The 23791-nt window shown below is 60.1% G+C and carries 16 protein-coding genes; 6 read left to right on the forward strand and 10 right to left on the reverse strand.

All coding sequences use genetic code 11. From position 1 onward, the window contains the following. Positions 1 to 30 precede the first annotated feature (30 nt). The 3 genes from HMPREF2682_RS06255 to HMPREF2682_RS06265 all read left to right on the forward strand — a co-directional run bounded on the left by HMPREF2682_RS06255 (position 31) and on the right by HMPREF2682_RS06265 (position 3260). Positions 31 to 555 (forward strand): DUF4242 domain-containing protein, encoded by a 525-nt coding sequence (locus HMPREF2682_RS06255; RefSeq protein ID WP_005507939.1) that lies wholly within the window; start codon positions 31 to 33, stop codon positions 553 to 555. A gap of 29 nt (positions 556 to 584) precedes the next feature. After that, on the forward strand, positions 585 to 1670 hold the full coding sequence (locus tag HMPREF2682_RS06260) for an acyl-CoA dehydrogenase family protein (RefSeq protein ID WP_070832387.1): 1086 nt from the start codon (positions 585 to 587) through the stop codon (positions 1668 to 1670). Between the two features lie 255 nt (positions 1671 to 1925). After that, positions 1926 to 3260 carry a uracil-xanthine permease family protein gene (locus HMPREF2682_RS06265; protein WP_070832390.1) on the forward strand — a complete coding sequence of 445 codons (1335 nt, stop codon included), beginning with the start codon at positions 1926 to 1928 and terminating at the stop codon, positions 3258 to 3260. Between the two features lie 110 nt (positions 3261 to 3370). Here HMPREF2682_RS06265 and HMPREF2682_RS06270 read toward each other — a convergent pair whose 3' ends face one another. The 4 genes from HMPREF2682_RS06270 to HMPREF2682_RS06285 form a co-directional block, all read right to left on the reverse strand. Further along, positions 3371 to 4888, reverse strand: a complete 1518-nt coding sequence (locus tag HMPREF2682_RS06270; protein ID WP_070832393.1) for an ATP-binding protein — start codon at positions 4886 to 4888, stop codon at positions 3371 to 3373. A 209-nt stretch (positions 4889 to 5097) separates the two neighbouring features. Further along, positions 5098 to 5910: an HAD-IIB family hydrolase gene (locus tag HMPREF2682_RS06275; protein ID WP_070832396.1), complete on the reverse strand. Its 813-nt coding sequence runs from the start codon at positions 5908 to 5910 to the stop codon at positions 5098 to 5100. Between the two features lie 51 nt (positions 5911 to 5961). Next, entirely contained in the window at positions 5962 to 6507 is a 546-nt protein-coding gene (locus HMPREF2682_RS06280) for a YbhB/YbcL family Raf kinase inhibitor-like protein (RefSeq protein WP_070832400.1), read from the reverse strand. A gap of 82 nt (positions 6508 to 6589) precedes the next feature. After that, a complete protein-coding gene (locus HMPREF2682_RS06285; RefSeq protein ID WP_070832403.1) occupies positions 6590 to 7525 on the reverse strand; it encodes a carbohydrate kinase family protein in 936 nt (311 codons plus the stop codon). Between the two features lie 287 nt (positions 7526 to 7812). On the opposite strand from HMPREF2682_RS06285, the gene HMPREF2682_RS06290 reads away from it, so the two are divergent. Beyond that, positions 7813 to 9249, forward strand: coding sequence for a glyceraldehyde-3-phosphate dehydrogenase (locus HMPREF2682_RS06290; protein WP_070832407.1), 1437 nt, complete (start codon positions 7813 to 7815; stop codon positions 9247 to 9249). 265 nt (positions 9250 to 9514) lie between these two features. Here HMPREF2682_RS06290 and HMPREF2682_RS06295 read toward each other — a convergent pair whose 3' ends face one another. The 5 genes from HMPREF2682_RS06295 to HMPREF2682_RS06315 form a co-directional block, all read right to left on the reverse strand. Further along, positions 9515 to 10099, reverse strand: a complete 585-nt coding sequence (locus HMPREF2682_RS06295) for an NAD(P)H-dependent oxidoreductase (RefSeq protein ID WP_070832410.1) — start codon at positions 10097 to 10099, stop codon at positions 9515 to 9517. Between the two features lie 224 nt (positions 10100 to 10323). Beyond that, positions 10324 to 11517, reverse strand: a complete 1194-nt coding sequence (locus HMPREF2682_RS06300; protein ID WP_070832413.1) for a putative glycoside hydrolase family 15 protein — start codon at positions 11515 to 11517, stop codon at positions 10324 to 10326. After that, a complete protein-coding gene (pelF, locus tag HMPREF2682_RS06305; protein ID WP_070832416.1) occupies positions 11507 to 13222 on the reverse strand; it encodes a GT4 family glycosyltransferase PelF in 1716 nt (571 codons plus the stop codon). The genes HMPREF2682_RS06300 and pelF overlap by 11 nt, the downstream gene beginning before the upstream one ends. 33 nt (positions 13223 to 13255) lie before the next feature. Beyond that, the gene (locus tag HMPREF2682_RS06310) at positions 13256 to 14611 is read right to left on the reverse strand and encodes a hypothetical protein (protein WP_070832419.1); all 1356 of its coding nucleotides are present in this window, start codon (positions 14609 to 14611) and stop codon (positions 13256 to 13258) included. Between the two features lie 480 nt (positions 14612 to 15091). Next, a complete protein-coding gene (locus HMPREF2682_RS06315) occupies positions 15092 to 19981 on the reverse strand; it encodes an NAD-glutamate dehydrogenase (protein ID WP_070832423.1) in 4890 nt (1629 codons plus the stop codon). A gap of 240 nt (positions 19982 to 20221) precedes the next feature. Here HMPREF2682_RS06315 and HMPREF2682_RS06320 point away from each other — a divergent pair, with 240 nt between their 5' ends. Then, complete coding sequence (locus tag HMPREF2682_RS06320; protein WP_044149988.1) at positions 20222 to 21136, forward strand: shikimate dehydrogenase; 915 nt, start codon at positions 20222 to 20224, stop codon at positions 21134 to 21136. An 84-nt stretch (positions 21137 to 21220) separates the two neighbouring features. Here the strand turns inward: HMPREF2682_RS06320 and HMPREF2682_RS06325 are convergent, their stop codons facing one another. Then, positions 21221 to 22513: an MFS transporter gene (locus HMPREF2682_RS06325; protein ID WP_070832426.1), complete on the reverse strand. Its 1293-nt coding sequence runs from the start codon at positions 22511 to 22513 to the stop codon at positions 21221 to 21223. A gap of 418 nt (positions 22514 to 22931) precedes the next feature. Between HMPREF2682_RS06325 and HMPREF2682_RS06330 the strand changes: the two genes are divergently transcribed. After that, positions 22932 to 23582, forward strand: a complete 651-nt coding sequence (locus HMPREF2682_RS06330; RefSeq protein ID WP_070542336.1) for a peptidoglycan amidohydrolase family protein — start codon at positions 22932 to 22934, stop codon at positions 23580 to 23582. The last annotated feature ends 209 nt before the right edge of the window (positions 23583 to 23791 follow it).

Consider the following 23791-nt stretch of genomic DNA (forward strand, 5'->3'; position numbering starts at 1 on the left):
ACCCTTCAACCCTTAGCCGAGGAGAAAATCATGGCACTTTACCTGGTAGAACTGACCCCCGCACAGCCGTCCAAGGACGAAGCAACCGCACTCATCGAGACCGTCAACTCGTCCCTGACCAACGGCGCCGAGCTCATCGAAACCCAGGTCTCCGCAGACCACAAGATCGTCTTCGTCATCGTCGAATCCGAGAACACCGCATTCGGCCCCGACCTCGCCGCAGCAATCGGTGAGCGTGCAGCCGTCGCAGGCCCCGACGCAGTCCGCCTGGTTGGCGCAGAGCTCGAAGACATCAAGAAGCTCAAGAAGGACGCAGACTACCTGGTTGAGTGGGACATCCCCGCAGAGATTACTATGGAACAGTACCTGACCCGCAAGAAGGCAAACGCCCCCAAGTACGCTGAAGTACCCGAGGTTTCCTTCCTGCGCACCTACGTTCGCGAAGACACCGCAAAGTGCCTCTGCTTCTACGACGCACCCGACGAAGAAGCTGTTGTTCGCGCCCGTAAGGCCGTCAGCACCCCCATCGACCGACTGTTCAAGCTGCACGCATAGACGCGATGCTCCCCGCTTAGGAGAAACCCATGTCCGAGTTCACCCTCGAACCCCTCTACGACTACCCCCAGCGCGAGCAGGTGCTCGCACTCGCCCGAACCCACGCTAACGCGGTTGACCGTGGCGAGCGTTCCCCCTTCGAAAACCTGCGCGAAATCGCTAAGGACGGCCTGATTACCCTGGGCCGCGACGGCGGCTCCCTGGTCCCCCAGGTTTCGGTAGCGTTCGACCTTGCCACTGAGGATGCCTCGACGGCGTTCTCCCTGTGGGCTCACCGCTCCACCATCGCGTTCTTTGACGCTGTGGGTCGCGAACTGCCCGAGGGCCTGTCGGATGCGACCGTCAGCGGCACCACCGCAATGGCGGCGGCCTACAAGGAAGCTTCGGGCCTGGCACCGATCAAGGTTGAGGGCACCCTCGTTGAGGGCGGCTTGAAGCTGAACGGTTCCGTGTCGTGGGCGTCGAACCTGTATCCGGGCGGCGTGATTGTTCTTCCGGTGGCTGTGCAGAACGCCCCGGAGAGCCACCCGAACCGCTACATCGTGACGGTTCGCCAGGATGTTGAGGGTCTGAGCATTGACTACCACCGCAACCTGCTGGCGCTGAACGGCACCGAGTCCGGCACCCTGAAGTTCGAGGACGTTTTCGTTCCGAGCGAGGACATTCTGAGCGACAACATTGAGGCGTTCCTGCACGATGTGACCGCGCCGTTCCTGCTGGTTCAGTCGTCGTTCTGCCTGGGTCTTGCCGCTGGCGCCCTGCAGGAGGCTGCTAAGCACCTGGACGTCTCTCAGGGCGTATTCCGTCCTGAGTTCCCACTGATTCTGACCGAGTACCAGAGCCTGCGTGAGGAACTGATTCGTCTGGCGTCTGAGCCGGAGCGTGCTGAGCGTCGTGACCTGCTGAGCCTGCGCCTGGGTGTTTCGCACTTTGCAACCATTGCTACTCACTTTGAGCTGCAGGTTGTTGGAGGCGCCGGTTACGTGGCTGATTCCCCGACGGCTCGCCGCCTGCGTGAGGCGACGTTCCTGCCGGTTCAGTCCCCGACCGAGGGTCACCTGCGTTACGAACTGGCGCGTTACGATCACTTGGAGAACCTGCGTGACGCTCTCTAAGCCACTGAGCTAGCTGTAGCGAGTGTTTTTATTCGCTCTTTGCATCAATACCCTGTATATGCGATTTATTGCATATACAGGGTATTGATGCTTTCTGGGCTATATACGCGACATAGAGCCCACGATAAGAGAATATATGCACCACTCAACGTATCCCTGCTCATATTTACAGCCGTTTAGCTGTGACCCACGCTTGTATACGCGTAGAATGATGTGGAATTTTATACACCACCACATTCACCTCAGGAGCTCCCTTTGAGCATCTCTAAGCTTCTCGGCTTTGACTGGTCGATCCACGGCGACGGCCGCAGCATCAAGCCTGGTTCCTTCGTTGCCCCGAACGAGCGCCTCGCATGGCCGATCACCATCGGTATCGGCGCGCAGCACGTGGTCGCAATGTTCGGCGCGACCTTCCTCGTGCCGATTATTACCGGCTTCCCGCCGGCAACCACCCTGTTCTTCTCGGGTATCGGTACGGTCCTGTTCCTGCTGATTACCCGCGGACGCGTCCCCTCCTACCTGGGTTCCTCGTTCGCATTCATTGCACCCCTGGCGGCTGCTATGAACTCGCACGGCCCGGCCGGTGCCCTAGGCGGTATCGTCATGGCGGGTGCGGCGCTGTTCCTGGTCGGCCTAATCGTTCAATTCGCTGGCACCGGCTGGCTCACCAAGCTCATGCCCCCGGTCGTGACCGGTTCGATTGTGGCGCTGATTGGCTTCAACCTGGCGAAGAGCGCTAAGGACAACTTCATGGTGGCACCGGTGACCGCGCTGGTGACCCTGTGCTCCATCATCCTGATTTCGGTGCTCTTCAAGGGCATTATTGGTCGCCTGTCCATCCTGCTGGGTGTGGGTATCGGCTACATCACCGCCGTGATTCGCGGTGAGGTGGACTTCTCCAAGATTGACAAGGCTGTGCAGACCCAGGGCATCATTGGCCTGCCGCAGTTCCAGACCCCCGAGTTCCACTGGGAGCTCGCCGGCCTGTTCATCCCCGTGATTCTGGTGCTCGTGGCTGAGAACATCGGCCACGTGAAGTCTGTTGCTCTGATGAGCGGCAAGAACCTCGACGACTACTCCGGCCGCGCCCTCATGGCGGACGGCCTGGCAACCACCATCGCCGGTATGGGCGGCGGTTCCGGTACCACCACCTACGCTGAGAACATCGGCGTGATGGCTGCGACCAAGGTGTACTCCACCGCGGCGTACTGGGTGGCGGCTATCTTCGCGATTGCGCTGTCCATGTTCCCCGCATTCGGTGCGGCAATTGCGACCGTTCCCGCAGGTGTTCTGGGCGGTGCCGCAACCGTTCTGTACGGCATGATCGGTATGCTCGGTGCACGTATTTGGAGCGAGAACCGCGTGAACTTCTCGAACCAGATCAACCTGACTACCGCCGCTGTGGCGCTGATCGTGGGTATTGCGGACTACACCTGGACCTTCGGTGAGCTGTCCTTCGCTGGTATTGCTCTGGGTACCGCGGCAACTCTGATTATCTTCCACCTGATGACTTTCATCGCGAAGTACACGAAGGCTGCTGGCGACCCGCTGGAGCCCTTCGACCCCGAGAAGAGCACTGAGGGACACTAAGCTCCTCACCGCCCATGGGAGTGATACTCCTGAGGCGTAGGCTGCAGAAAAGCGGCCCGGATGGATTGGTTTCCATCCGGGCCGCTTTTGCGCGTTAGCCCGATATTCGGTTAGGCCAGGCGGTATGTCGTATTGCGGTTACCTCGACCACCTTCACGGGTAATGACTCCTTCTTGAAGGAGCTTCGTGAGGACGTACCGGACCTGCGGCTTCTGCAGCTCAGCAAAAGGCCCAGGAAGAGCACCCATGATGTCCTCGATACCGGCGGGGTGGCGTAGCGAGCGCAGAGCCAGGAGCACCGCCTCCTGACGGTTACTAGGAACCGTGGGTGACGATTGGCGCGGGTCTATCTCCGACTTCTGCTGCGGTGAACTAACATCGGCGATACGAGCACCATCCAGAGGCTCCCTGCTAATAATCGCGGTAAAACGAATGACCCCATCAATGAATTGGATGGGTTTCAGCCCTGCCTGACGCACCGCCTCCTGTGCCGTGTAGATGCCACTACCCTCACCTTCGATGACTCGGTATCCGTCGTCAGGGGTTGTTACATGCGTGCAGACGTCATACAGGCGGTCATTCACGCGGGAGCGTTCGCCATACTCTTGCAGACGCTGGAGAGTGATTCCGTACAGACCGCCGGGGTTCTCTACAGAGATTCGGTCAGGGAAAATCCTGACGCGCACCTCTTCGGTATCTGCTTTGGGGTTGAGGCTGCGGTGTACGAGGGCATTCGACAGAATCTCACGAAGGGCGATATCGGGTACTTCCTGCCCGTTGATGAGGTGCCCGTTGGACAGTTCGACAACCGGGTGTGCCAGGTTCCGTTTGACCCATGCCAGAGTCTCTTCGAGCATGGCGGGGATGGGGCCGTCCGCCTCAAACTTGTCGAGGTTGCGGGCTTTACCGCTTGGGTCAATGACGACTCCGGTAACTTTGAGCGAGGGCCTGAACTCCTGAGGGTAAGAACCCAAGGCGTACAAGCCCGCAAGGGAAAGGTTGTCGGTTCCGAGGGCAATAATTCCCTTGCGGCGGAGGACCTCTTCATCGGAGCTTCCGGCGAGGCGGCGTGATTTAGCACGGATGTCTCGCAGATAAGCAGTTTTGAGGCCTTCGTCTAGGTCGGCAATGGAGGTGTATTCTACCGGCTCCTCATCGAATCCGGTGCGTGTCCGCTGAGCCACCATCAGGTCGGTTTCATGGCGGCTCATTTCGTGGTCACCGTCGCCAGAACGCACGTACGCTTTACCGCCAATGTAGGCGGGGCGTTCATAGGGAGGCAGCGGAGGGATTGCGGCAACAAAGATTTTGGCGTCTTCGTAGAGGATGGTGCCGGATTCCATGGTGTTCGGCGGCTTGAGGCCCCTGCGGAGCTTGTTGCCGAGGGTTTTTTCTAGGTCTGCAGGGTCGTATACGCCTACAGGCGCAAAGTCATTATTCTCGTCGAGGCCGCAGATAATGATTCCGCCCATGGAACTATTGGAGAAACTACTCAGGGTTGCGTCTAGGCTTCCCGGGTAGCCTCCGTGGGCTTTTTTAACCTCAATAAACTGCGTATCGCTGCCGTGGGTGCGCAGTAGTTTGATGGTTTCAGCAAGCCATTCGGGGGTCCATTCCACGTTGTTCATACAAAAAATTTTAGTCTAGACACAAATCAGACACAAAAATTTAAGTCTAGACATAAATTTTTATGTCTAGACTCAAATTTTTTTATGTGTAGACATAAAAGTTTATGTCTGAGTTATGTCTGTGGAGGCTCACCCAGCCGCTAGTGCTGGATAGCTAGCACCGGATGGCTCGTGCTGGATAGCTAGTACTGGATAGCAGTGCTAGGCGGCTAGGACCGTTCGGCGAGCATCGCCTCAATTGTCTGCGCCACACCGTCCTCATGGAAGGGCGGGCAGGTGCGCCCCACCTTCGCAATAAGCGCCGGCTGACCCGACGCCATGGCGAAGCCCTCCCCCGCCCAGCAGAGCATCTCCGCGTCGTTCGGCATGTCACCAAACGCCATGACCTCGTGCGCCTCAATGCCGTGGCGTGCCGCGAACTTCTCCAGGATCCGCCCCTTATTCACGGTCTTAGAGCCCATCTCGACGAGCGGCTCACCGACCACACCGCGGGTCACCGACACCAGCGAACCCACCGCCTGATGCACGCGCGCCTGCAGAATATCCGGGTCCATGCCGGGCACACGAATCAGGTACTTGATGACCGGGGTTGAACCAATACGTTCGAGCGCCTCGGCGATTTTCGCCTCCACCACGCGGGCACCCTCAAGCACCTCACCGCCGTCGTGCGGGCCCTGAATGTAGACGGTGTCCACGGTTTCGAGGGTGTAGGTGACGTCGGGGAACATGGGCTCCAGCAGCTCGTGAGTACGGGCAATCACCGCGGGATCAGCGCCGTTGACTTCTTCCACCTCGTTCGCGCCCAGGTGGTACACCACGGCACCGTTGGAGCAGATGGCGTAGGAGTCGAAGTCGGTCTGCTCGCGCAGGGGCGTGAGCCAGCGGCTCGGGCGGCCGGTGACGAAGACGATGTCGATTCCGGCAGCTCGTGCGGCTTCGAGGGCGCGTAGGGTGCGCGGGCGGAACCGGAAATCGTGCCCGATGAGGGTGCCGTCCAGATCGCTGGCGATGAGTTTAATCATGCAGATATGCCTTCAGTGGTGGGGTGTATCGGTGCTGGTTGGGGCTACGTGCTAGACTGCCGGTTCCGCGTAGGTAACGGTCAGGAACGCGCGACCCAGACCGTGGCCGAGCAGGTTAAAGTTCACGACGGCGGGGCTGGCGTTCTCGTCAATGTCGAGCTTCTCCACATCCACGGCGGTGACGCAGAAGATGTAGCGGTGCGGGCCGTGACCAGCCGGAGGGGCAGCACCCAGGAAGCCCGCCACACCGGCGTCGTTACGGTGCGTCAGGGCGCCGGCGGGTGCATCCGCGCCACTGTCGATGCTGGTCACGTCGGCGGGAATATTGGAGACGGTCCAGTGCCAGAAGCCGCTGGGGACCGGCGCATCCGGATCGAAGCAGGTCAGCACGAAGGACTTGGTGCCTTCGGGGAATCCGCTCCAGGACAGCTGCGGGGAGCGGTCCTGACCGCCGGCAATGCCGAAGAGTGCGGAGCGCATCCATTCGGGGGCGGTGCCGCCGTCCTGAATGTCGGTGGAGGTCAGGGTGAATTCGGGCAGTTCGGGCATGCCCGCGTAGGGTTCGCGGGGCAGGGGCGCGGTGCCAATGTTGGTCATGGTGCTCCTCAGCGTTGGGGTGCGGTGGATATGGCGACGCCGGCGGACAGAGTGAGCTATCCGCCGGCGAGGCGTGAATTTTTTAGCCGTTGAGTACGGCGTCGAGTTCTTCGCGGGTGGGCGGGTTAGCGCCCGCGCGGGAGACGGTGATACCGGCTGCGGTTGCGGAGAAGCGCAGCAGGTCGGCAATGTCTTCTGCGGTCAGTGCGGCAACCTTGGCACGCGCCTCGGGACCGGCAATGCCGCGGTCGAGCAGACCTGCGATAAGTGCCGCCATGAGGGAGTCGCCAGCACCGACGGTGTCCGCAACCTCAACGCGGTGTGCGGGCTGGCTGATGCCCTCGGGGTACTTCTTGGTGAAGGCGATGGGGCCATCTTCGCCGCGGGTGATGACCATCAGCTCTGCGCCGAGGTCAAGCCATGCGCGGGCGGTGTCGTCGAGGGAGCGCTCGGGGTAGAGCCACTGCAGGTCCTCGTCGGATGCCTTCACGACGGTGGAGAGGGAGACGAACTTTTCAGCCCATGCGCGGCCCTCGTCAACGTTGTGGATGAGGGTGGGGCGGCAGTTCGGGTCGTAGCTGAGCAGGGCGCTGTCGCGGGCGGCTTCAAAGGCTGCGGCGACCACGTGCGCGCCGGGTTCAAGCATGGCGGCGATGGAGCCGGTGTGTACTGCATCGGAGGTGCGTGCCAGTTCGGTGAGCTTCTCGGCGACGGAGTCGAGGGACCAGGTGATGTCGAATTCGTACTCTGCTGCACCGTCGGCACCGATGGTTGCCTGGGCGACAGAGGTGCGCTCGGCACTGTGCTCGAAGGGCAGGGTCACCTGGGATGCTTCCAGGTGTGCGTCAATGCTCTTGCCGTAGGCGTCGGGACCGTAGTGGCCGACGAAGTTGGTGGGGTGGCCGAGGCGGCGTGCGCCGACGGCTACGTTCATGGGCGACCCGCCGGGGTAGGCGCGGGTTTCTCCGTCGTGCTGGTGGACGACGTCTACGAGTGCTTCACCGATTACAGTCAACATGGTTTCAATTCTACTCATGTTTTCCGGGTCGTGACGTGTGTTTTTGTGGGTATTTAAAGTGGTTTTGCTTTCCCTTTTGAGGGCTTATGTTGGCTTACCGTGTGGGTTCACAAACTGCCTTCTGTCTCTTCTGACTTTTAGCTTCAATATCGCTAATTTTGAGGCTCAGGAGGGGTCCACACGGGTTAGACTTAAACCGACGCCGGGTCTTAACGCCCGGCACGGTATTGACGCGACAGCATCGTCGCGCCTACCCTCCAACGACGAAGTTAGGAAGAAGGTCATACGTGACGACTGCAACCGCTACCTGGGTTAACCGTGAGGCTACCGCAGAGGAGCTGATCCCCCTCATCGGTAAGCTGCACCGCGAGAACGGCGTGGTGCTGAGCATTCACGGCCGCAGCCTGGTCAACAAGTCTGTCATTGAGCTGCTGAAGCTGCACGATTTCGTATCCCACATCGATGGTGCGCCCCTGAACCCCGCGCACTCCCTCGAGCTGGTTCGTGCTCTGACTGAGCTGAACCTGGGCGCTTGCTCGATTAACATTGCTGCCCTGCACAAGGCACACCACGAGGCGGGCTCCCCCGAGCTGTCCATGTGGCTGCCCGAACAGCTGGGTTCCTCCGTGAACCACCAGGGTGACCAGCCGAAGGAGCAGGACGTTGTGCTGTACGGCTTCGGTCGTATTGGTCGCCTGCTGGCTCGTATTCTGCTGGAGCGTTCCTCCTCGCCGCTGGGTTCTGGCCTGAACCTGCGCGCTGTTGTGGTGCGTAAGAACGGCGATAAGGACCTGGTCAAGCGCGCATCCCTGCTGGAGCGCGACTCTGTTCACGGCCCGTTCAAGGGCGTTATTGAGGTGGACGAGGAGAACAGCACCATCATCGCTAACGGTGTTCCGGTTCGCTTCATTTACTCCTCTGACCCGACCACTGTCGACTACACCGAGTACGGCATCAAGGACGCTCTGCTGGTGGACAACACCGGCCGCTGGCGCGACGTTCCGGGCCTTGAGCAGCACCTGAACCGCCCCGGCATTTCTCGTGTTCTGCTGACCGCTCCCGGTAAGGGCGACATGAAGAACATCGTGTTCGGCGTGAACGACAACGTCATCACCGATGAGGACAAGATCCTCTCCGCAGCATCCTGCACCACCAACGCGATTACTCCGGCACTGAAGGTTCTGGATGACGCATACGGTGTTGAGCGCGGCCACGTTGAGACCGTTCACGCATTCACCAACGATCAGAACCTGATCGACAACTTCCACAAGGGTGACCGCCGCGGTCGCTCCGCTGTGCTGAACATGGTCATCACCGAGACCGGTGCGGCTAAGGCTGTTTCTAAGGCTCTGCCGCAGCTGGAAGGCAAGCTGACCGGTAACGCTATCCGCGTTCCCACCCCGGACGTCTCCATGGCGATCCTGAACGTGAAGCTGACCAAGCCCGCAGGTTCCGCTGAGGAACTGAACGAGCTGTTCCGCCGCGAGTCCATCGACGGCGAGCTGCGCCGCCAGGTGGGCTACTCGGATTCCCCCGAGGCTGTTTCCACCGACTTCGTGGGTTCCCGCACCGCAGGTGTTGTGGACTCGCTGGCTACCGTGGTGACCGATGACTCCGCAATTGTCTACGTCTGGTACGACAACGAGTTCGGTTACTCCTGCCAGGTGATTCGCGTTCTGGAGCGCATGGGCGGCTACGACGTCCCCTCCTACCCCGCTAAGTAAGCTACCCCAGCTCATCTAGCACACATATAACAAACCCACCAGTACATATAGCCAATTGGCTATATTGCCGGTGGGTTTGTTTATGAGGTTATCTACGCAGATAAGCGGTGCCGCGCAGAAGCTCAGAAGAGCTATGCGAGCGGTGAATTACACCTTACGGCGGTACACCACACCCTGATGCGCCCGCAACGTGGAGCTCGAGGGCACCGGGCGGTTCGCCGCATCCACCTCAGACATGCTTATGAAGGCATACAGGCTTAAATCCTTACGCCCGACCGAAGACCTCGTTGAGGTGGGCAGCATAGTCAGCGAAATCCTGTTCGACCTGCGGATTTTTAATCACGTCATAGCAAATAAAGGTGGGCAATTGGGTAGTCCCCATGAACTCATGGGCCTTATGAAAGTGCATATAGAGGGCATCTACCCCGAGTCCCTCGAAGAAGTCGCCCTCTCGGGTAAAAGCTTCGCGAGGTGCGTTCCACGTCAGCGACAGCATATGCTTCCGCCCCTGAAGAAGACCGCCCGTGCCGTATCCTTCAGTGGGGCTAACCCTGTGGCGACCATCACTAGTGTACAGGGTGCCCGCGCCAGCGGTAAACACCTCGTCGATATATTTTTTCACGGTCCACGGCTCGTGCATCCACCAACCGGGCATCTGCCAGATGACCGCATCCATCCACTGGAATTTTTCTACTTCCTGCTGAATATCGTACCCGTCATCAATCACAGTTTCTCGCACATTATGACCGAGCGCCGATAACGTATCACGGGCTATTTGATGCAGGGTGTGGTTCAGGCGACCCGCCGAGTGGGCGAATGCTTTACCGCCGTCGATCAAAAGAATATTCACTGTAGTTCACTCCTTAAACTCAACACCACGAGAACGGTTGGCTGTATTCCAGCCGCTTGTTCCACGGTACAGGGCTGCTACGCTGTGAATCAGCCCGTTTCTTGACATGAAACGGACTTTATTCAGGTATGCTCTCCACCATGTGGAAACGAATAGGCGGTATTCCCACCCCGGGTAGGGTACAGAGTACCACCGTATATACGCTGTAACAAGAGACCTTCAAATTACCGCCGGCGGTACACCACACCCTGATGCGCCCGCAGCGTGAAGCTCGAGGGCACCGGGCGGTTTGCCGCATCCACCAGGCCGGAGGGAACCTTCACGGTCACATCCTTCGAGCCGGTGTTCAGGGCAGCCCAACCGTGCGTGAAGGCACGAGTCTGAGCGGTCTTCTGAGCAATAATGCCACCGACCGGATCCCCCAGATCGTAGGAAAGCTCCGGGGCGTGCGGGATCTCGTCGTAGGCGTCGTGGTGGGTTGCGCTGATGCCGGTGAAGGCGCCTCCACCGAACACCCAGAAGCCCGCCAAACCGTACAGGAAGTTCTCATCCGTACCGGTAATCGGAGCCTTGCGGTCACTAAGCGGGGTGCGCAGAATCGTCACCTTCTTCTGCGAGGCGGCACTACGGCCACCCAGGCCCGCAAAAGTAGCGCCCAGGTTGACGTCACCCGCCGAGCCGTTCGCAATCTCACGGCCCTGCATCACGGCATACGGCGAGGTCAGGTAATCGTTCGGACCCCAGCCGAGCCACACCTCCTCAAAGCCGCCACCGTAGGCGCTGTGACGCTCCCACTTGCCCCAGCGCAGACGCGCTTCAGCAATATTGGGCACCAGAATCTTGCCGATCTTATTCAGCTCAATACCGGCGTAAGCAACCAGAAAATCCAGGTGCTCACGGATCTTCGTCATGGACTCCACGCCCTGGATGGGCAGGTCCAGACCGTAGTAGTCGTTCTCCACGTCGTTATCCGCCATGACCCCGTCGAAGGGTGAGTCGCGCATTTCGCGCACCACAGCGTCCACCCAGTGCCAGCGGTAGTCGGCGTTCCACACCTGCATCTGGAAGTGCTTGGAGTAGCCCTTCCACTCGATGCGGTCACCGTTGAGGCGGTGGGCGAAGAAATCCTTACCGGAGTTCGCCATGGACTGCGCCAGCGGGTAAGACACACCCGAGGAATAAATCGGGCCGGGCTCATAGGAGCGGGTGGAAGACAGGCACTTATACGCCAGTACCACCATTTGAGGTGCACGCTTCTTCAGGTAGCGTGCTGCGTCCAGTTCCCAGGGCTGCAGGATTGCGACAGAGTAGTTCTTGACCGCAAAATCGAGCTGCTGCTGGGTAATGGGCTTGCCGCCGTAGCGGACCCAGGCACCAAACTTGCCGGGTCCGCCCAAGCGGTTGAGTTTATTCGCCATCGTACTCCGGGTCGAATTCGGGGGCGCGAGGGGGCAACTTGCCCAGCTCGCGGTAAATCGTGTTGTAGCGGTCCATGACCAGTCGCAGCTGGAAGAAGCTGACAATACGGTCGTAGGCGTTCACACAGTAGCGTTCGTAGATGCTGGGTTCCTCCATGAGGGTGCGCAGCGCCGCCGCGAAGCCGTGAATATCACCGGGGATGGTCAAGATACCGCAGTTACCGATTTCGTGGCCGTCGGGGGCGACCAGCACATCGTCGATGAGCTGGGACATACCGCCCACGTCGGTGCTGACCAGCGGGATGGACGCAGCCATCGCCTCGAGCGCCACAATCGGCTGACCCTCATTGTAGCTGGGCATGAGCAGCAGGTCGAAGCGGTCGAGCATCGCACGCACGTTCACGGTGCCGTGGAAGGTGATGTACTCGCCCATGTCGAGCTCTTCGATGGTGCGCAGGCACAGCTCGTAGTACTCGGGCAGGTGGTCCTTGGGGCCGAGCACGTCCAGGTGGAAGTTCACCAGGCCCTGATCGCGCAGCACCGCGAGGGAGCGGATTAGGTCGGTCAGGCCCTTAATGGGCACCACGCGGGCGATGAACACGAAGCGCCACACGTGGCCGCGGCCCTCAGCGAGGATGCGGGCACGCGCCGCCTGGCGGGCGTAGTAGGCTTCCGCCACGGACTCGATGAGCATACCGTTGGGCAGAATGATTGCGCGGTCCTTCTCGCCCTCGTTCATCTGGTCGATGGGCGCACCGATACCGCGTGCCTCTTCCAGCGCCTTGGGGTACAGGTAGGTTGCCATGTCGGCGCTCGGGTAGCAGAAGCGTCCCATTTCCACGAACCAGACGGACCAGGCACGCTCGTCGAGGGTGACCGGGCCCAGGCCGGGGTGCTCACGCTCCTCGTTGAGGAAGGCGTAGTCGGTGGTGACGGGCTTCGCCATGTTGCGTTCGAGCTTGGTGTTCACGGTGTCGCGAATGTAGAGGTTGTGCTCGGTCAGCAGGAAGCTGGTGCCGTGGTCACGTGCGGCTGCGGCGGCGATGAGTGCCGCGTAGCCGGTGGTGTGGGCGTGGTAGACGCGGGCGTGCGGCATCCGCTCGTGCAGGATTGCGAAGAGGATGGAGACGAAGTCGCGCACCTTCCAGAAGAGCTCACCGAAGGGCACCTCGGAGAAGAAGCCCAGGCCCGCAATCGCCTGCATGAACTCGCGGGTTCCGAAGAGGCCGAAGAGGTTGTAGCTGCGGGTTGCGGGGTTGATGCCCTCGTCGTAGAGCTTCCAGAGGGGGTTCACGTCGCCAGCGATGAGGGCGCTGAAGCCGTCCATGAGGCGCTGAGTGAGCGCCTGACGCTCCGCAAAGCTCATGCGCAGTGCGGAGGGGTCGCAGGCTTCCGCGAAGGCCTCGCGGTTGACTTCCAGGCTCAGGTACAGCACCTTGACCCACTTGACGTTCTCGGGCATGCCGTAGAGGTCTTCGTGGGGGGAGTTCTTATCCCAGGCGATGTGAATGATGCCGTAGGTCAGATCCGGGTTTTCGCAGACGATATCGTGCACCACCGCGGACACACCACCCTTGAGGTAAGGGTAGGTGGATTCCATGATGATGGCGACGTCAACGTCCGGGTATTCGGGGTCGCTGTAGTGGGGGCCGGGAGCCGGAAGCTGCAGCGGCGCGTAGTGGTTTCGGTACATCTGTTCAGTCATTGTCGTATGTATCTTTCGCGGACCGTGCGGTTCTTACCAGGCGAGGGCTCGACGCCAGAAGAGGGAGTACTCGGGGGCTGCCCACGCCTGACGGTAGACGCGGTAGCAGGCGAAGGCGAGCACTGCCTCGCCCACGATGATGGGCAGGTAGCCGGTCTCGTTGGGCAGAATCATGAAGGAGATGAAGAGCAGCACCAGGTGCGCCGCGGAGAACAGCTGCACGGTGACGTACATGGTCATGTACTCGATCTGGTAGATCAGCAGTGCCACTGCAACGAAGAGGAACGCCACGACCAGGCCGGAGAGCGCCAGCGGGTAGGACTGCGGCAGGAAGATGAACATCAGGATGCCGGTGACAATAGCGCTGGCGATGTAAATCAGCAGGGAGTTGCGGATAGCGCGGTTGGAGGTGCGCAGAGCCTTCGAGGACTCCTCCTGAACACCCTTGTAGGGCAGGCGGTCGAAGATGGTCCACAGGTGCTGAATGCTTGCGTTGACGCGGTCTGCCTCCACCACGAAGAAGTAGTTGTAGGCGATAACGCAGGGGATCAGGCTCAGGTAGATTGCCACGACGTTGATTTCGCCGCCGGTGACCAGGAAGAGCATGTACTTATCGGCCCAGATGATGGAGCCGGTGAAGAAGCCGCGCAGGGCATCGAGTGCAATGTCCTTAATCGGAATACGTGCGAAGTGCAGCAGGTGCACCAGGTCCTTGCCGAGGCTCACCAGCAAGATGAGCGAACCAACCAGCGGCGGCAGGAACCAGATGACGGGGTAGCAGAGCAGGGCAAGAGAGTAGCCAAGCCACGCGATGAACCAGATGATGCGGTTCTTCGCGAGGTTCGGAATGACCAGCAGCTGCGCGAACGCGATGTTAAGAACGCCCAGGACGAAGAACGCACCGAATGCAGTCGGGCTCCAGTGAAGGACGAGGGCGACCGGAATTGCGAAGAGCAGCACCAGCGGCATGGTCATGAAGAAGAGGTAGAGCCAGTTGCGGGTGAATGCGGTCAGGTCGGTAATGTCCTGGAACTGCGGCTCGGACATGCGTGCGCGTACGGCGCGTGCTTCGGTGCGCTTGAGCTGGTGCTCAAGGGTTTCAGCGTGAATACGCAGACCTTCGCGGGCGTCCGCAATCTTCTTGTGCTCCATCTGGATAGCACGGTAAAGGGGCAGGCAGGCTGCCTGGCTGAGCCAAGGAACGGTAATGGACGCTGCCAGGATCACCTGAATCAGGGGCACACCATCGAGGTTGTACCGGTTAATCGTCGGGGTGACGATGGGGAAGATGGTGGTCAGCAGTGCGACCGGAGAGACGTAAAGCAGAAAGTTAATGAGGAGGCGCCATGCGCTGTTGCTTTTTTCCTCAGTACCGTGGTTGGTAGACAATCTTGCAGACTTTCAGTCGATAATCGTAAAGATTAGGGGCAGTGTGTTTTAACAGCACCGTGTGACGTGCCAGAGGGAATACTTATCGTGCCGTGAAGTACCGGGCCCCAATGGCTTGCGCTGATGCCGCCGAGAATCAATATACGGCATATATCAACTAAAACCTTTGGTTTCTTTAACCCTCTACTTGATATTTGAAGGGATTTAGGACACACCCCCATAATGTGCATCACGCCAAAACACAAAACGCCTAGTGAGAGTAGTGTTCTGCGTAATATGCGTAGGGTGCAACAACCTTGAATTGGGTGCACCACGCGAGGTACTGACGCGCTGGCACACCGGCACAAGGTTCACCCGACCAAGGCCCCCCGCACTACCTGTGCACGCACCATGTGTCCCTGCGCAAAAGCATCCCGGTCCCTCCCCAACCGGGAGGGAACCGGGATGCTCTAAGCGGGGACCCTAACGGGTCTTAGCTGATTAGGATGCGCTCGAGAGAGTACGCAGTGCCACGGAAACAACAGCCAAGCGCGGGTGACCGGTGACGTCCAGAGCGGCCTCGCCAATCTCCTTCAGGATGCGGTCGATGTTGCCGACGCGGGTCGGGTGCTCTTCAATCCAGGTAGCCAGCGCCTGCTGTGCACCGTCCACGGTGGAGAAGTCACCCTTAGCGCCCTCTGCCACGGACAGTGCCAGTTCTGCCGCAGTCTCGTAGAGGCTACCGCGCATTGCCTGACGTGCCAGGATCTCCCAGCGGTCGCTACGGGGCAGGTCGGTGATGAGGCCGAGCAGCTCGTCCACCTTGAAGCGGTCGTAGGTTGCGAAGTAGACCGGTGCCAGCGAAGCTGCCTCGAAGTCGTGGTCGCGTGCCGAACGGATAACGTCCAGCAGGGCGTAGCCCTCGAAGCCGCGGATCCAGATGACGATGAGTTCCTCGGGCAGGCCCCATGCCTCGCCTGCGTCGCGCTTTGCACGGACGCGAGCACGGGAGGTGCCGGAGAGGTACTCGGGCAGGTTGTGGCGCATCTCGACGACGGAACCGAAGGTCTCCAGCAGCTCGGAGATGCTGGTGCCAGCAACGACGCCGCGCTCGGTGATGAACCAGCGGACCGCACGGTCCAGAACGCGCTGGTTGTCGCGCAGAACGGTGAACCATGCATCCAGCGGGGTCTTCGGGGGCAGTTCGCGGTGCAGCTTAGCAGCGGTGCCCAGCTCGAAGAGCTCACGAGCGACGATGAAGGCGCGTGCGACGGAATCGATACCGACGTTGAACTCCTCCATCACGCGGTATGCGAAGGTGATACCGCCGATGTTGACCAGCTCGTTAGCGACGCGGGTGCAGATGATTTCCTTACGCAGCGGGTGCGAATCCAGGTGCTGGCCGAAACGCTCAACCAGTGCTGCCGGGAAGTAGCTGCGCAGAACGCCTTCCAGGTAGGGGTCGTCCGCGAAGTCGGTCTGCTCCAGTGCGTGGGTGAGGTAAATCTTCACGTACGCAGCCAGGACGGACAGCTCGGGGCGGGTCAGGCGGTCGCCGGTGGTCTCCAGACGCTCGTCCAGCTCCTCGTCGGTGGGCAGGAACTCGACGGCGCGGTTCAGGCCGGCGTGCTCTTCCAGGTCGTGCATGAGGCGCTTGTACAGGTTGGTGCCCAGGAAGGAGCCGTGGAACTCACCCTGCAGCAGAACGTTCTGCTCAACGTTGGTCTCGAGGACCTTGCCGCCGACCTCGTCCTGCAGGGACTCGATGAAGGAAGCACGCTCTTCGCTGGACAGCTCGCCGTGTGCCACGAGGCGGTCCACCAGAATCTTGATGTTGACCTCACGGTCACTGGTTTCCACACCTGCGGAGTTGTCGATTGCGTCGGTGTTGAGGATAACGCCGTTGAGCGCAGCCTCAATACGACCCAGCTGGGTGAAGCCGAGGTTACCGCCCTCGCCAACAATCTTGGCGCGCAGGTCCTTGCCGTTGACGCGCAGTGCATCGTTAGCCTTGTCGCCAACCTGTGCGTTGGTCTCGGTGGATGCCTTCACGTAGGTACCGATACCGCCGTTGTAAATCAGGTCGACCGGTGCCTTGAGGATTGCGGAAATCAGCTCGGTCGGTGCCAGCTCGGTAACGGACTCATCCAGGCCCAGAACCTCGCGCACCTCGGGGGTAATCTCGATGGACTTCAGACCGCGAGAGTACACGCCACCACCGGCGGAAATCAGGTCGCGGTTGTAGTCCTGCCAGGAGGAACGGGGCAGGTTGTACAGGCGCTGACGCTCGTCGAAGGACACTGCCGCGTTCGGGTTCGGGTCCAGGAAGATGTCGCGGTGGTCGAATGCTGCGACCAGGCGGGTTGCCTTGGAGCGGAGCAGACCGTTACCGAACACGTCACCGGACATGTCGCCAATGCCGACTGCGGTGAACTCTTCGGTCTGAGCGTCGTGGCCGAGCTCAGCGAAGTGACGCTTGACGGACTCCCAAGCACCGCGTGCGGTGATGCCCATTGCCTTGTGGTCGTAGCCGACGGAGCCGCCGGATGCGAACGCGTCGCCCAGCCAGAAGCCGCGCTCCAGGCTGATTGCGTTTGCGGTGTCAGAGAATGCTGCGGTGCCCTTGTCCGCTGCAACCACCAGGTAGTAGTCGTCAGCGTCGCGTGCGATAACGCCCTCGGGGCGGACAACAGTCTCGGAGCCGTCAGCACCAACGGAGAGGTTGTCGGTGACGTCCAGCAGGGAGCCGATGAAGACCTTGTAGGACTCGCGGCCCTCGGTGATCCATGCGTCACGATCCACTGCGGGGTCGGGCAGCTGCTTGGGGTAGAAGCCACCCTTCGCGCCGGTGGGGATAATGACGGCGTTCTTCACCATCTGGGCCTTGACCAGGCCGAGCACCTCGGTGCGGAAGTCGTCACGGCGATCCGACCAGCGCAGGCCACCACGTGCGACGCTACCGAAGCGCAGGTGAACACCCTCAACGCGCGGGGAGTAGACGAAAATCTCGAACTTGGGGCGGGGCAGGGGTGCGAAGTCGATCTCCTGCGGTGCCACCTTGAATGCGAGTGCGGGGCGGTCAGCAAGGTATGCGTTGGTGCGCAGGATAGCGCGGATAACCTTGCCGAGGGAGCGCAGGTAGCGGTCAGCGTCCAGGGTGGGGATCTGGTTCAGTTCCTCAACCAGGGCTGCTTCGATTTCGTCACGGCGTGCATTGCGCTGCTCATCGTTGAGACCGTTGTTCGGGTCGAAGCTGACCTCGAAGAACTCGACCAGGTGCTTGGTGATGGCCGGGTTAGCGAGCAGGGTGTTCGACATGAAGGACGGGGTGTAGCCCAGGCCCAGCTGAATCAGGTAGTGGTTCAGGGCACGGAACAGACGTACTTCCTGCCAGGTCAGGCCCTCAGCCAGGATCAGGCGGTCCAGGGTATCGGACTCGCGCTCACCGAGCAGGTAGGCGTTCAGGGCGTCCTCGTAAAGGGAAGCCACAGCGTTTGCGTCCACGCCCTCGGGGAATTCAACTCCGAAGTCGTAGAGGTAGCCGTAGTCTTCGCCATCCTCAGGCTTGAACTCGTAGGGCTTCTGATCAACAACGACCAGGCCCATATTCTGCATAACCGGCAGAAGCTCGGTGAGGGTGTGAGGTGCGGACAGGTAGGTCTTCAGTCGGGTGGTGTTGGCTTCGCCGGCTTCAACCTTGATTGCGGCGGGCTTCTGGCCCGAGAGAGATTCAAGAATCACGATATCCTCGATTGCTTGTTCTACTGTGTAATCGGCTCGGTAGGCTGCACTAGTCGCATCTGCCCAGGCTGATGCGAGTCGGCGGCCTTCCGCTCCGGGTTTCCATGCCTCAATAGCAGCTGCGGTTGCTTCCACCCAGGAGCGGGCGGCTTCTTGCAGTCGCTTTTCGAGAGCTTGATGATCCGTCTTCGGCACATCGTTGGGGTTCGTGAGCCGAATGCGGAAAAATAGACGCGCCAACGATGAGGAAGACAGGTACACCTCATGGTCGATGGCACTCAAATCAAATTCCTGTCGGAACACCTGCTGAATGCGGGAGCACACGTTCGTGTTGTAGCGATCCCGAGGCAGGTACACCACGGCGGAAATAAACCGGTTGAACCGGTCAGCGCGCAGGAACAGGCGGGTCTTGCGACGCTCCTCCAGACCCATAATGCCGCCGAAAGTATCGGTCAGATCATTAGCGGAAGCGTGCAGCAGTTCCAGGCGGGGGTAATCCTCCAAGGCACCCAGAAGCGCCTTGTCAGAGTAAGAACCGGGGTGGTAGCCAAGGCGGCGGCGCACCATCGCAATACGCTCACGCACCAGCGGAGTCTCAATAGCGGGCAGCGCATACGCCTGGCGAGTGAACAGGCCCAGGATGACGTACTCGCCAATCACGCGGCCATTCAGGTCGAAGCGGCGCACACCAACGTAGTCCAGGTAGTCGTTGCGTGCGACGGTGGAGCGGGAGTTCGCCTTCGTGATGTACAGCGGGCGCGGGAACAGAGCGCGCTCCAGGGTCTCACCCGAGAGCGGAATGCGGCTCTTACCCTCCGTGGTGCGCAGAATACCGAGCGCCGAACCGGGGCGGTCCACCAGAGAAATAGCGCCGGAGGAGCCGTCCAGTACGCGCTCCTTCACGCCCATGAACACAAAGTTGCCGCGGGTGAGCCAGCGCAGGAAGTCCTGTGCCACCTCCACGCGGGAGGCGGGCTCCACGCCGCGCGGGTTGGCGGCGTAGGATTCCTCGCCGTGGCCCAGGGTTGCGCCACGCAGGTCGTACATGGACTGCGCCAGGTCGAAAACGCGGGTGACCATGGCGTCCAGGTCGGTGTGGCAGGCGCGAACGTCAGCGAGGACGCGCTCCACTTCCTTCTCGCAGCGGCGCTGCTCTTCCTCAGTGAGGTAGCGGGTCAGGCGGACCGCAATCCAGGACTCAATAGCGACCGTGGTGCCCTCGGGGGCGTTATCGCTGAGCTTGAGGGAGGGCACGCCAAGAGTGGCGGTATCGCCGCTGGCAAGGTTGCCGCGCATGCCGGTGCCGCGCAGGCTCAGGAGGTTACCGTCCGGGCCGCGTTCGGCGAGGAAAGTGGGGTGAAGAATCGTGACGAAACCACCAAAGTGCGCGGCGAGGCATGCGGTCAGGGAGCTGACAATGTGCGGCATGTCGTCAGTCGCGACGTACAGGGTGGTGTTGTACTCGTCATTGCGTGCGGCAACGACAGGGGTCTTGGGCAGGCGGATTTGAGCCAGCGCACGGTGGGTGCGAGCCAAATCCTCTAACTCTGCCGGGGTGAACTCTTCACGCTCATCTTCGGGGCTGTTCAGGAAATACTGCTCGACCCATGCATCGGCGCCAGCGAAGTGTGCCATAGCCTTGTCAGTCATTGACAATCTATCCTCCGAATATCGGTATCACTTCACTGTGACGGTGTCTGTGTGGTCTCATGTGCGCGCCGTGGCGCGCGAGCACTTATACCAAGCTTATACCTTTGAGGTGTTTCTGTCAGACATATCGCTCTTGTGGGCGTAGAAATTATTTTTATCTTCTTCCCAAATCCAGCGCGCATTTGGTACGGGTTCAAGAAAGTAGGTGCATCTTGAGGGGTGGACACGTACAGTGAAACTATGAGTTTGCGTACTGAATCTTTCCTGGTGGGTCTCATTGGTGACGGCATCACCTCCTCACTGACCCCTCCCATGCACGAGGCGGAGGCGGACGCGCACGGGGTGCGCTACCTGTACCGCCCCGTCGACCTGGACGCCCTGAACCTGGACGGCGCCTCCGCACCGGCGCTCCTGGATGCGGCGGCACTACTCGGTTTTAACGCTTTCAACATCACGCACCCGTGCAAGCAGTCCGTCATGGAGCACCTGCACGAGCTCTCGGATGCGGCGCGCGCCCTGGGCGCGGTCAATTGCGTGGTGATTCGCGAGGACGGCACCTTCTACGGCGACAACACGGACTATTCGGGATTCATCGCGGGGCTGAAGCGCGGTCTGCCGCAGGTGGCGGAGGATCCGGCGCGCCTGGAGCACGTGGTGCAGTTGGGTGCCGGTGGTGCCGGTAGCGCCACGGCGTACGCGCTGTGCCGTCTGGGGGTGCACCGGCTGAGTCTCTTCGAGCGTGACGCGGCGAAAGCGCAGGGGCTGGCGGAGCAGCTGGGCGGGCTCTTCCCGCAGACCCGAATCGAGGTGCTGACCGACGATACGCGCCTCATTGAAGCTCTACTGGAGGCTCAGGGTTTGGTGAATGCGACCCCGGTGGGCATGCACGTGCATCCGGGTATGCCGTTGAGCGATTCGGCACTGGATGCCGGGGTGCTGCGCGAGGGCCTGTGGGTTGCGGACGTCATCTACCTGCCGCAGGAAACACAGCTGGTACAGGTAGCGCGTGCCGCCGGGTGCGAGGTGCTAACGGGCGGCTACATGGCGGTCGGTCAGGCGGTGGATGCCTTCCGCCTCTTCACCGAGTTAGAACCAAATGCAGAGCGCATGGCAGCTCATTTTGAGGCGCTGATTGCGGCACAGCAAGGGGTTTAGAAAATTAAACACGGAGGTGGGGCTGGATAGCTAACTATCCAGCCCCACCTGCTTTTATTCTATATACGGAATATATTCTGTGGGCTATGCATCTAGCTCATCCAGGGTCTTTTTGTAACCCTCACGAGCCGTCAGCGCACCCAACGCCACGAGCACGCACATGGCAACCGTGAACACGGCGGGCAGCACTGCATTATGCAGGTCAGCACCGGCGAGGCTCGTCGCCACGGCGGGGGCGACGCCTCCAGAAATCGCGAAGCCAATCTGGGTACCGAGCGCCAGGCCGGTCACGCGCACGCGGGTCGGGAACATCTCCGCGTAGAAGGCGGGCCACACGCCGTTCGCCATGGAGTAGAGCGCACCGTGCATGAGCACGCCGTAGGCGAAGATACCAACCCAGTTACCCTCGGCAATCGCGCCGAGGTACGGGAACATCACTAGGGAAGAAGCCACCGCACCGGTAATGAACACGGGCTTACGACCGATCCGGTCGGCAAGCATGGCGGCGAGCGGAATCGCAATCAGGCCGAGAGTGTTGGAGGCGACCGGCACCAGCAGCATAGTGCTGCGGTCGAGCCCGTAACCCTTCGTGGCGAAGGACAGCGCGAAGGTCGTGAAGACCATGTTCACGGTGTTGACCATGGCACACACGGCGATGGTGAGTACGGCACGCTTGTGGTGCTTGAAGACCAGCATGAGCGGGGACTCGGTGAGCTTTTCGCGCTGCAGGTAGGCGGGCGGTTCAGAGAGGGTGCGGCGAATCAGCCAGGCGGTCACCACCACGAAGGCGGAGAGCCAGAAGGGTACGCGCCAGCCCCAGGTGAGCAGGTGCTCGTCCGGCAGGGCAGCGAAGGGAATGAACACGGCGGTCGCCAGTAGCGAGCCGAACTGGGTGCCTTGCAGGGTCCAGCTGGTCGTGAAGGCGCGCTGATGTTCGTTGGCGTGCTCCAGGGAGATGGAGATGGAGCTTGCCTGCTCGCCCGCGGCGGAGAGGCCCTGAAGCATACGGCAGGCAACCAACAGGGTGGGGGCGAGGATACCCGCCTCACTATAAGTCGGCAGGCAACCGATTGCGAAGGTGGCAAAGCCCATCAGGAAGAGCGTGAGCATCAGGACGAATCGGCGGCCGTAGCGGTCACCGAGGGGACCAACGATCATGGCGCCGAAAGGACGCACAACGTAGGCGACGCCCACAACCACCATGGACTTGAGGATGCCGATGGCGGCGGTGTCTTCGGGGAAGAAGATGCGGTTGAGCACAATGGCGGCGGCGGTGCCGTAGACGGCGAAGTCGTAGTATTCGAGTGCGGAGCCTATCCAGCTGGCGAGGGCGGCTCGTCGTGGTGATCGGGCGGGCGCGTCGGTGCGTCGGCTCATGGGTGGCTCCTTCGGTGCTATACCCGTTGGGAGGGGCGGGGCCGCGGTGTCGGCGGTCCGTGCGGTTTGTCAATGTGCCCTTCCAGTCTAGGGAGCGCACCGCACGTTTTCCATAGGGTTACCTAAGTTCCCAGGGTTTGAAGTAGTAATAGCGGGCGGACACCTCCAGCACCAACCCCAGTCAGTTCATAAGCGATAAAGAAATTTGTAATTTCAAAAATGCGCGACAGGACTTTCGCACCCAACCCACGTAAAGTGAATATCACCTCGGCAGGAGTGTGCCTACCGAGCAGTCACGCCGACCAAGATAAAGCTGGTCGGCGTTTTTAGTGTCCAATTCATTTGCGGTAGCCCCGCACTATGGACTTCCCGGGAGGTTCATAGTGCGGGGCTACTGCCTTTCCGAAAGGATTTTATTATGTCCAAGATTGATCAGGCGATTGCATGGATGGAGCAGCGTAAGGGCAAGGTGACCTATTCGATGAATTATCGAACTGGCCCGCATTCTTATGACTGCTCATCTGCGGTTTACTTTGCACTGCGAGATGCTGGCCTGCTCCCGCAGAATATTGCTATTGGTAATACCGAAACGCTCTTCCACGATTTGGAGAGTAACGGCTGGACTCAGGTTCGACCGGATGCATCGGGTAATTACCCGGCACGACGTGGTGACGTGTTTATCTGGGGTCGCCGTGGATACACCAACGGTGCAGCTGGTCACACCGGCATTTTCTATGATGACCACGACACGATTATCCATTGCAACGCTGGCCATAATGGTATTTCTATTAATCCGCACGACACCATTTGGTCGTACAACGGTGGTCCGGCAATTACGATTTATCGTCCCCCGGCAGAAGTGAACGAAGAAGAGGTTATCTACCGCGCGGCTAAGAATGCGATGAATGCAATTTTTGATGAGCCTTTTGTTCGCCAGGGCGACCTCGCTAAGGCTCGCTATGGCAATGCCACTGTCGGCTTGCGCGGTGTCATCCATTGGTTTGATACTTCTATGATCCGCCTGGAGACCAGTCTGAAGGAGCTGGAGAGTGCAATCCGAGCTCTCTAATGCATAGAGCCTCATAGATATATAACTATCAAAACTTGTTTTGGGTAGGGTCTATGGACCCTACCCAAAACAAGTTAAATTCTCATATATAACACACTCAAGTATCAGCATATTTTCACTTAGTGAATCATTTGAGTAAAAATAAACTTCTATGAGTTGAATTTCAATTAAATACAAAAAATATTTATTAAATATTACCCCCCCCCCCC

Source organism: Rothia sp. HMSC061D12, assembly GCF_001836735.1.
In the GTDB taxonomy this organism is placed as follows: domain Bacteria; phylum Actinomycetota; class Actinomycetes; order Actinomycetales; family Micrococcaceae; genus Rothia.

What these genes read in the sequence shown, in the direction of transcription:
- HMPREF2682_RS06255 (WP_005507939.1), top strand. Translation starts at nt 31, where the DNA reads ATGGCACTTTACCTGGTAGAACTGACCCCCGCACAGCCGTCCAAGGAC.
- HMPREF2682_RS06260 (WP_070832387.1), top strand. Translation starts at nt 585, where the DNA reads ATGTCCGAGTTCACCCTCGAACCCCTCTACGACTACCCCCAGCGCGAG.
- HMPREF2682_RS06270 (WP_070832393.1), bottom strand. Translation starts at nt 4,888, where the DNA reads ATGAACAACGTGGAATGGACCCCCGAATGGCTTGCTGAAACCATCAAA.
- HMPREF2682_RS06275 (WP_070832396.1), bottom strand. Translation starts at nt 5,910, where the DNA reads ATGATTAAACTCATCGCCAGCGATCTGGACGGCACCCTCATCGGGCAC.
- HMPREF2682_RS06280 (WP_070832400.1), bottom strand. Translation starts at nt 6,507, where the DNA reads ATGACCAACATTGGCACCGCGCCCCTGCCCCGCGAACCCTACGCGGGC.
- HMPREF2682_RS06285 (WP_070832403.1), bottom strand. Translation starts at nt 7,525, where the DNA reads ATGTTGACTGTAATCGGTGAAGCACTCGTAGACGTCGTCCACCAGCAC.
- HMPREF2682_RS06300 (WP_070832413.1), bottom strand. Translation starts at nt 11,517, where the DNA reads ATGGCGAATAAACTCAACCGCTTGGGCGGACCCGGCAAGTTTGGTGCC.
- pelF (WP_070832416.1), bottom strand. Translation starts at nt 13,222, where the DNA reads ATGACTGAACAGATGTACCGAAACCACTACGCGCCGCTGCAGCTTCCG.
- HMPREF2682_RS06315 (WP_070832423.1), bottom strand. Translation starts at nt 19,981, where the DNA reads ATGACTGACAAGGCTATGGCACACTTCGCTGGCGCCGATGCATGGGTC.
- HMPREF2682_RS06320 (WP_044149988.1), top strand. Translation starts at nt 20,222, where the DNA reads ATGAGTTTGCGTACTGAATCTTTCCTGGTGGGTCTCATTGGTGACGGC.
- HMPREF2682_RS06325 (WP_070832426.1), bottom strand. Translation starts at nt 22,513, where the DNA reads ATGAGCCGACGCACCGACGCGCCCGCCCGATCACCACGACGAGCCGCC.
- HMPREF2682_RS06330 (WP_070542336.1), top strand. Translation starts at nt 22,932, where the DNA reads ATGTCCAAGATTGATCAGGCGATTGCATGGATGGAGCAGCGTAAGGGC.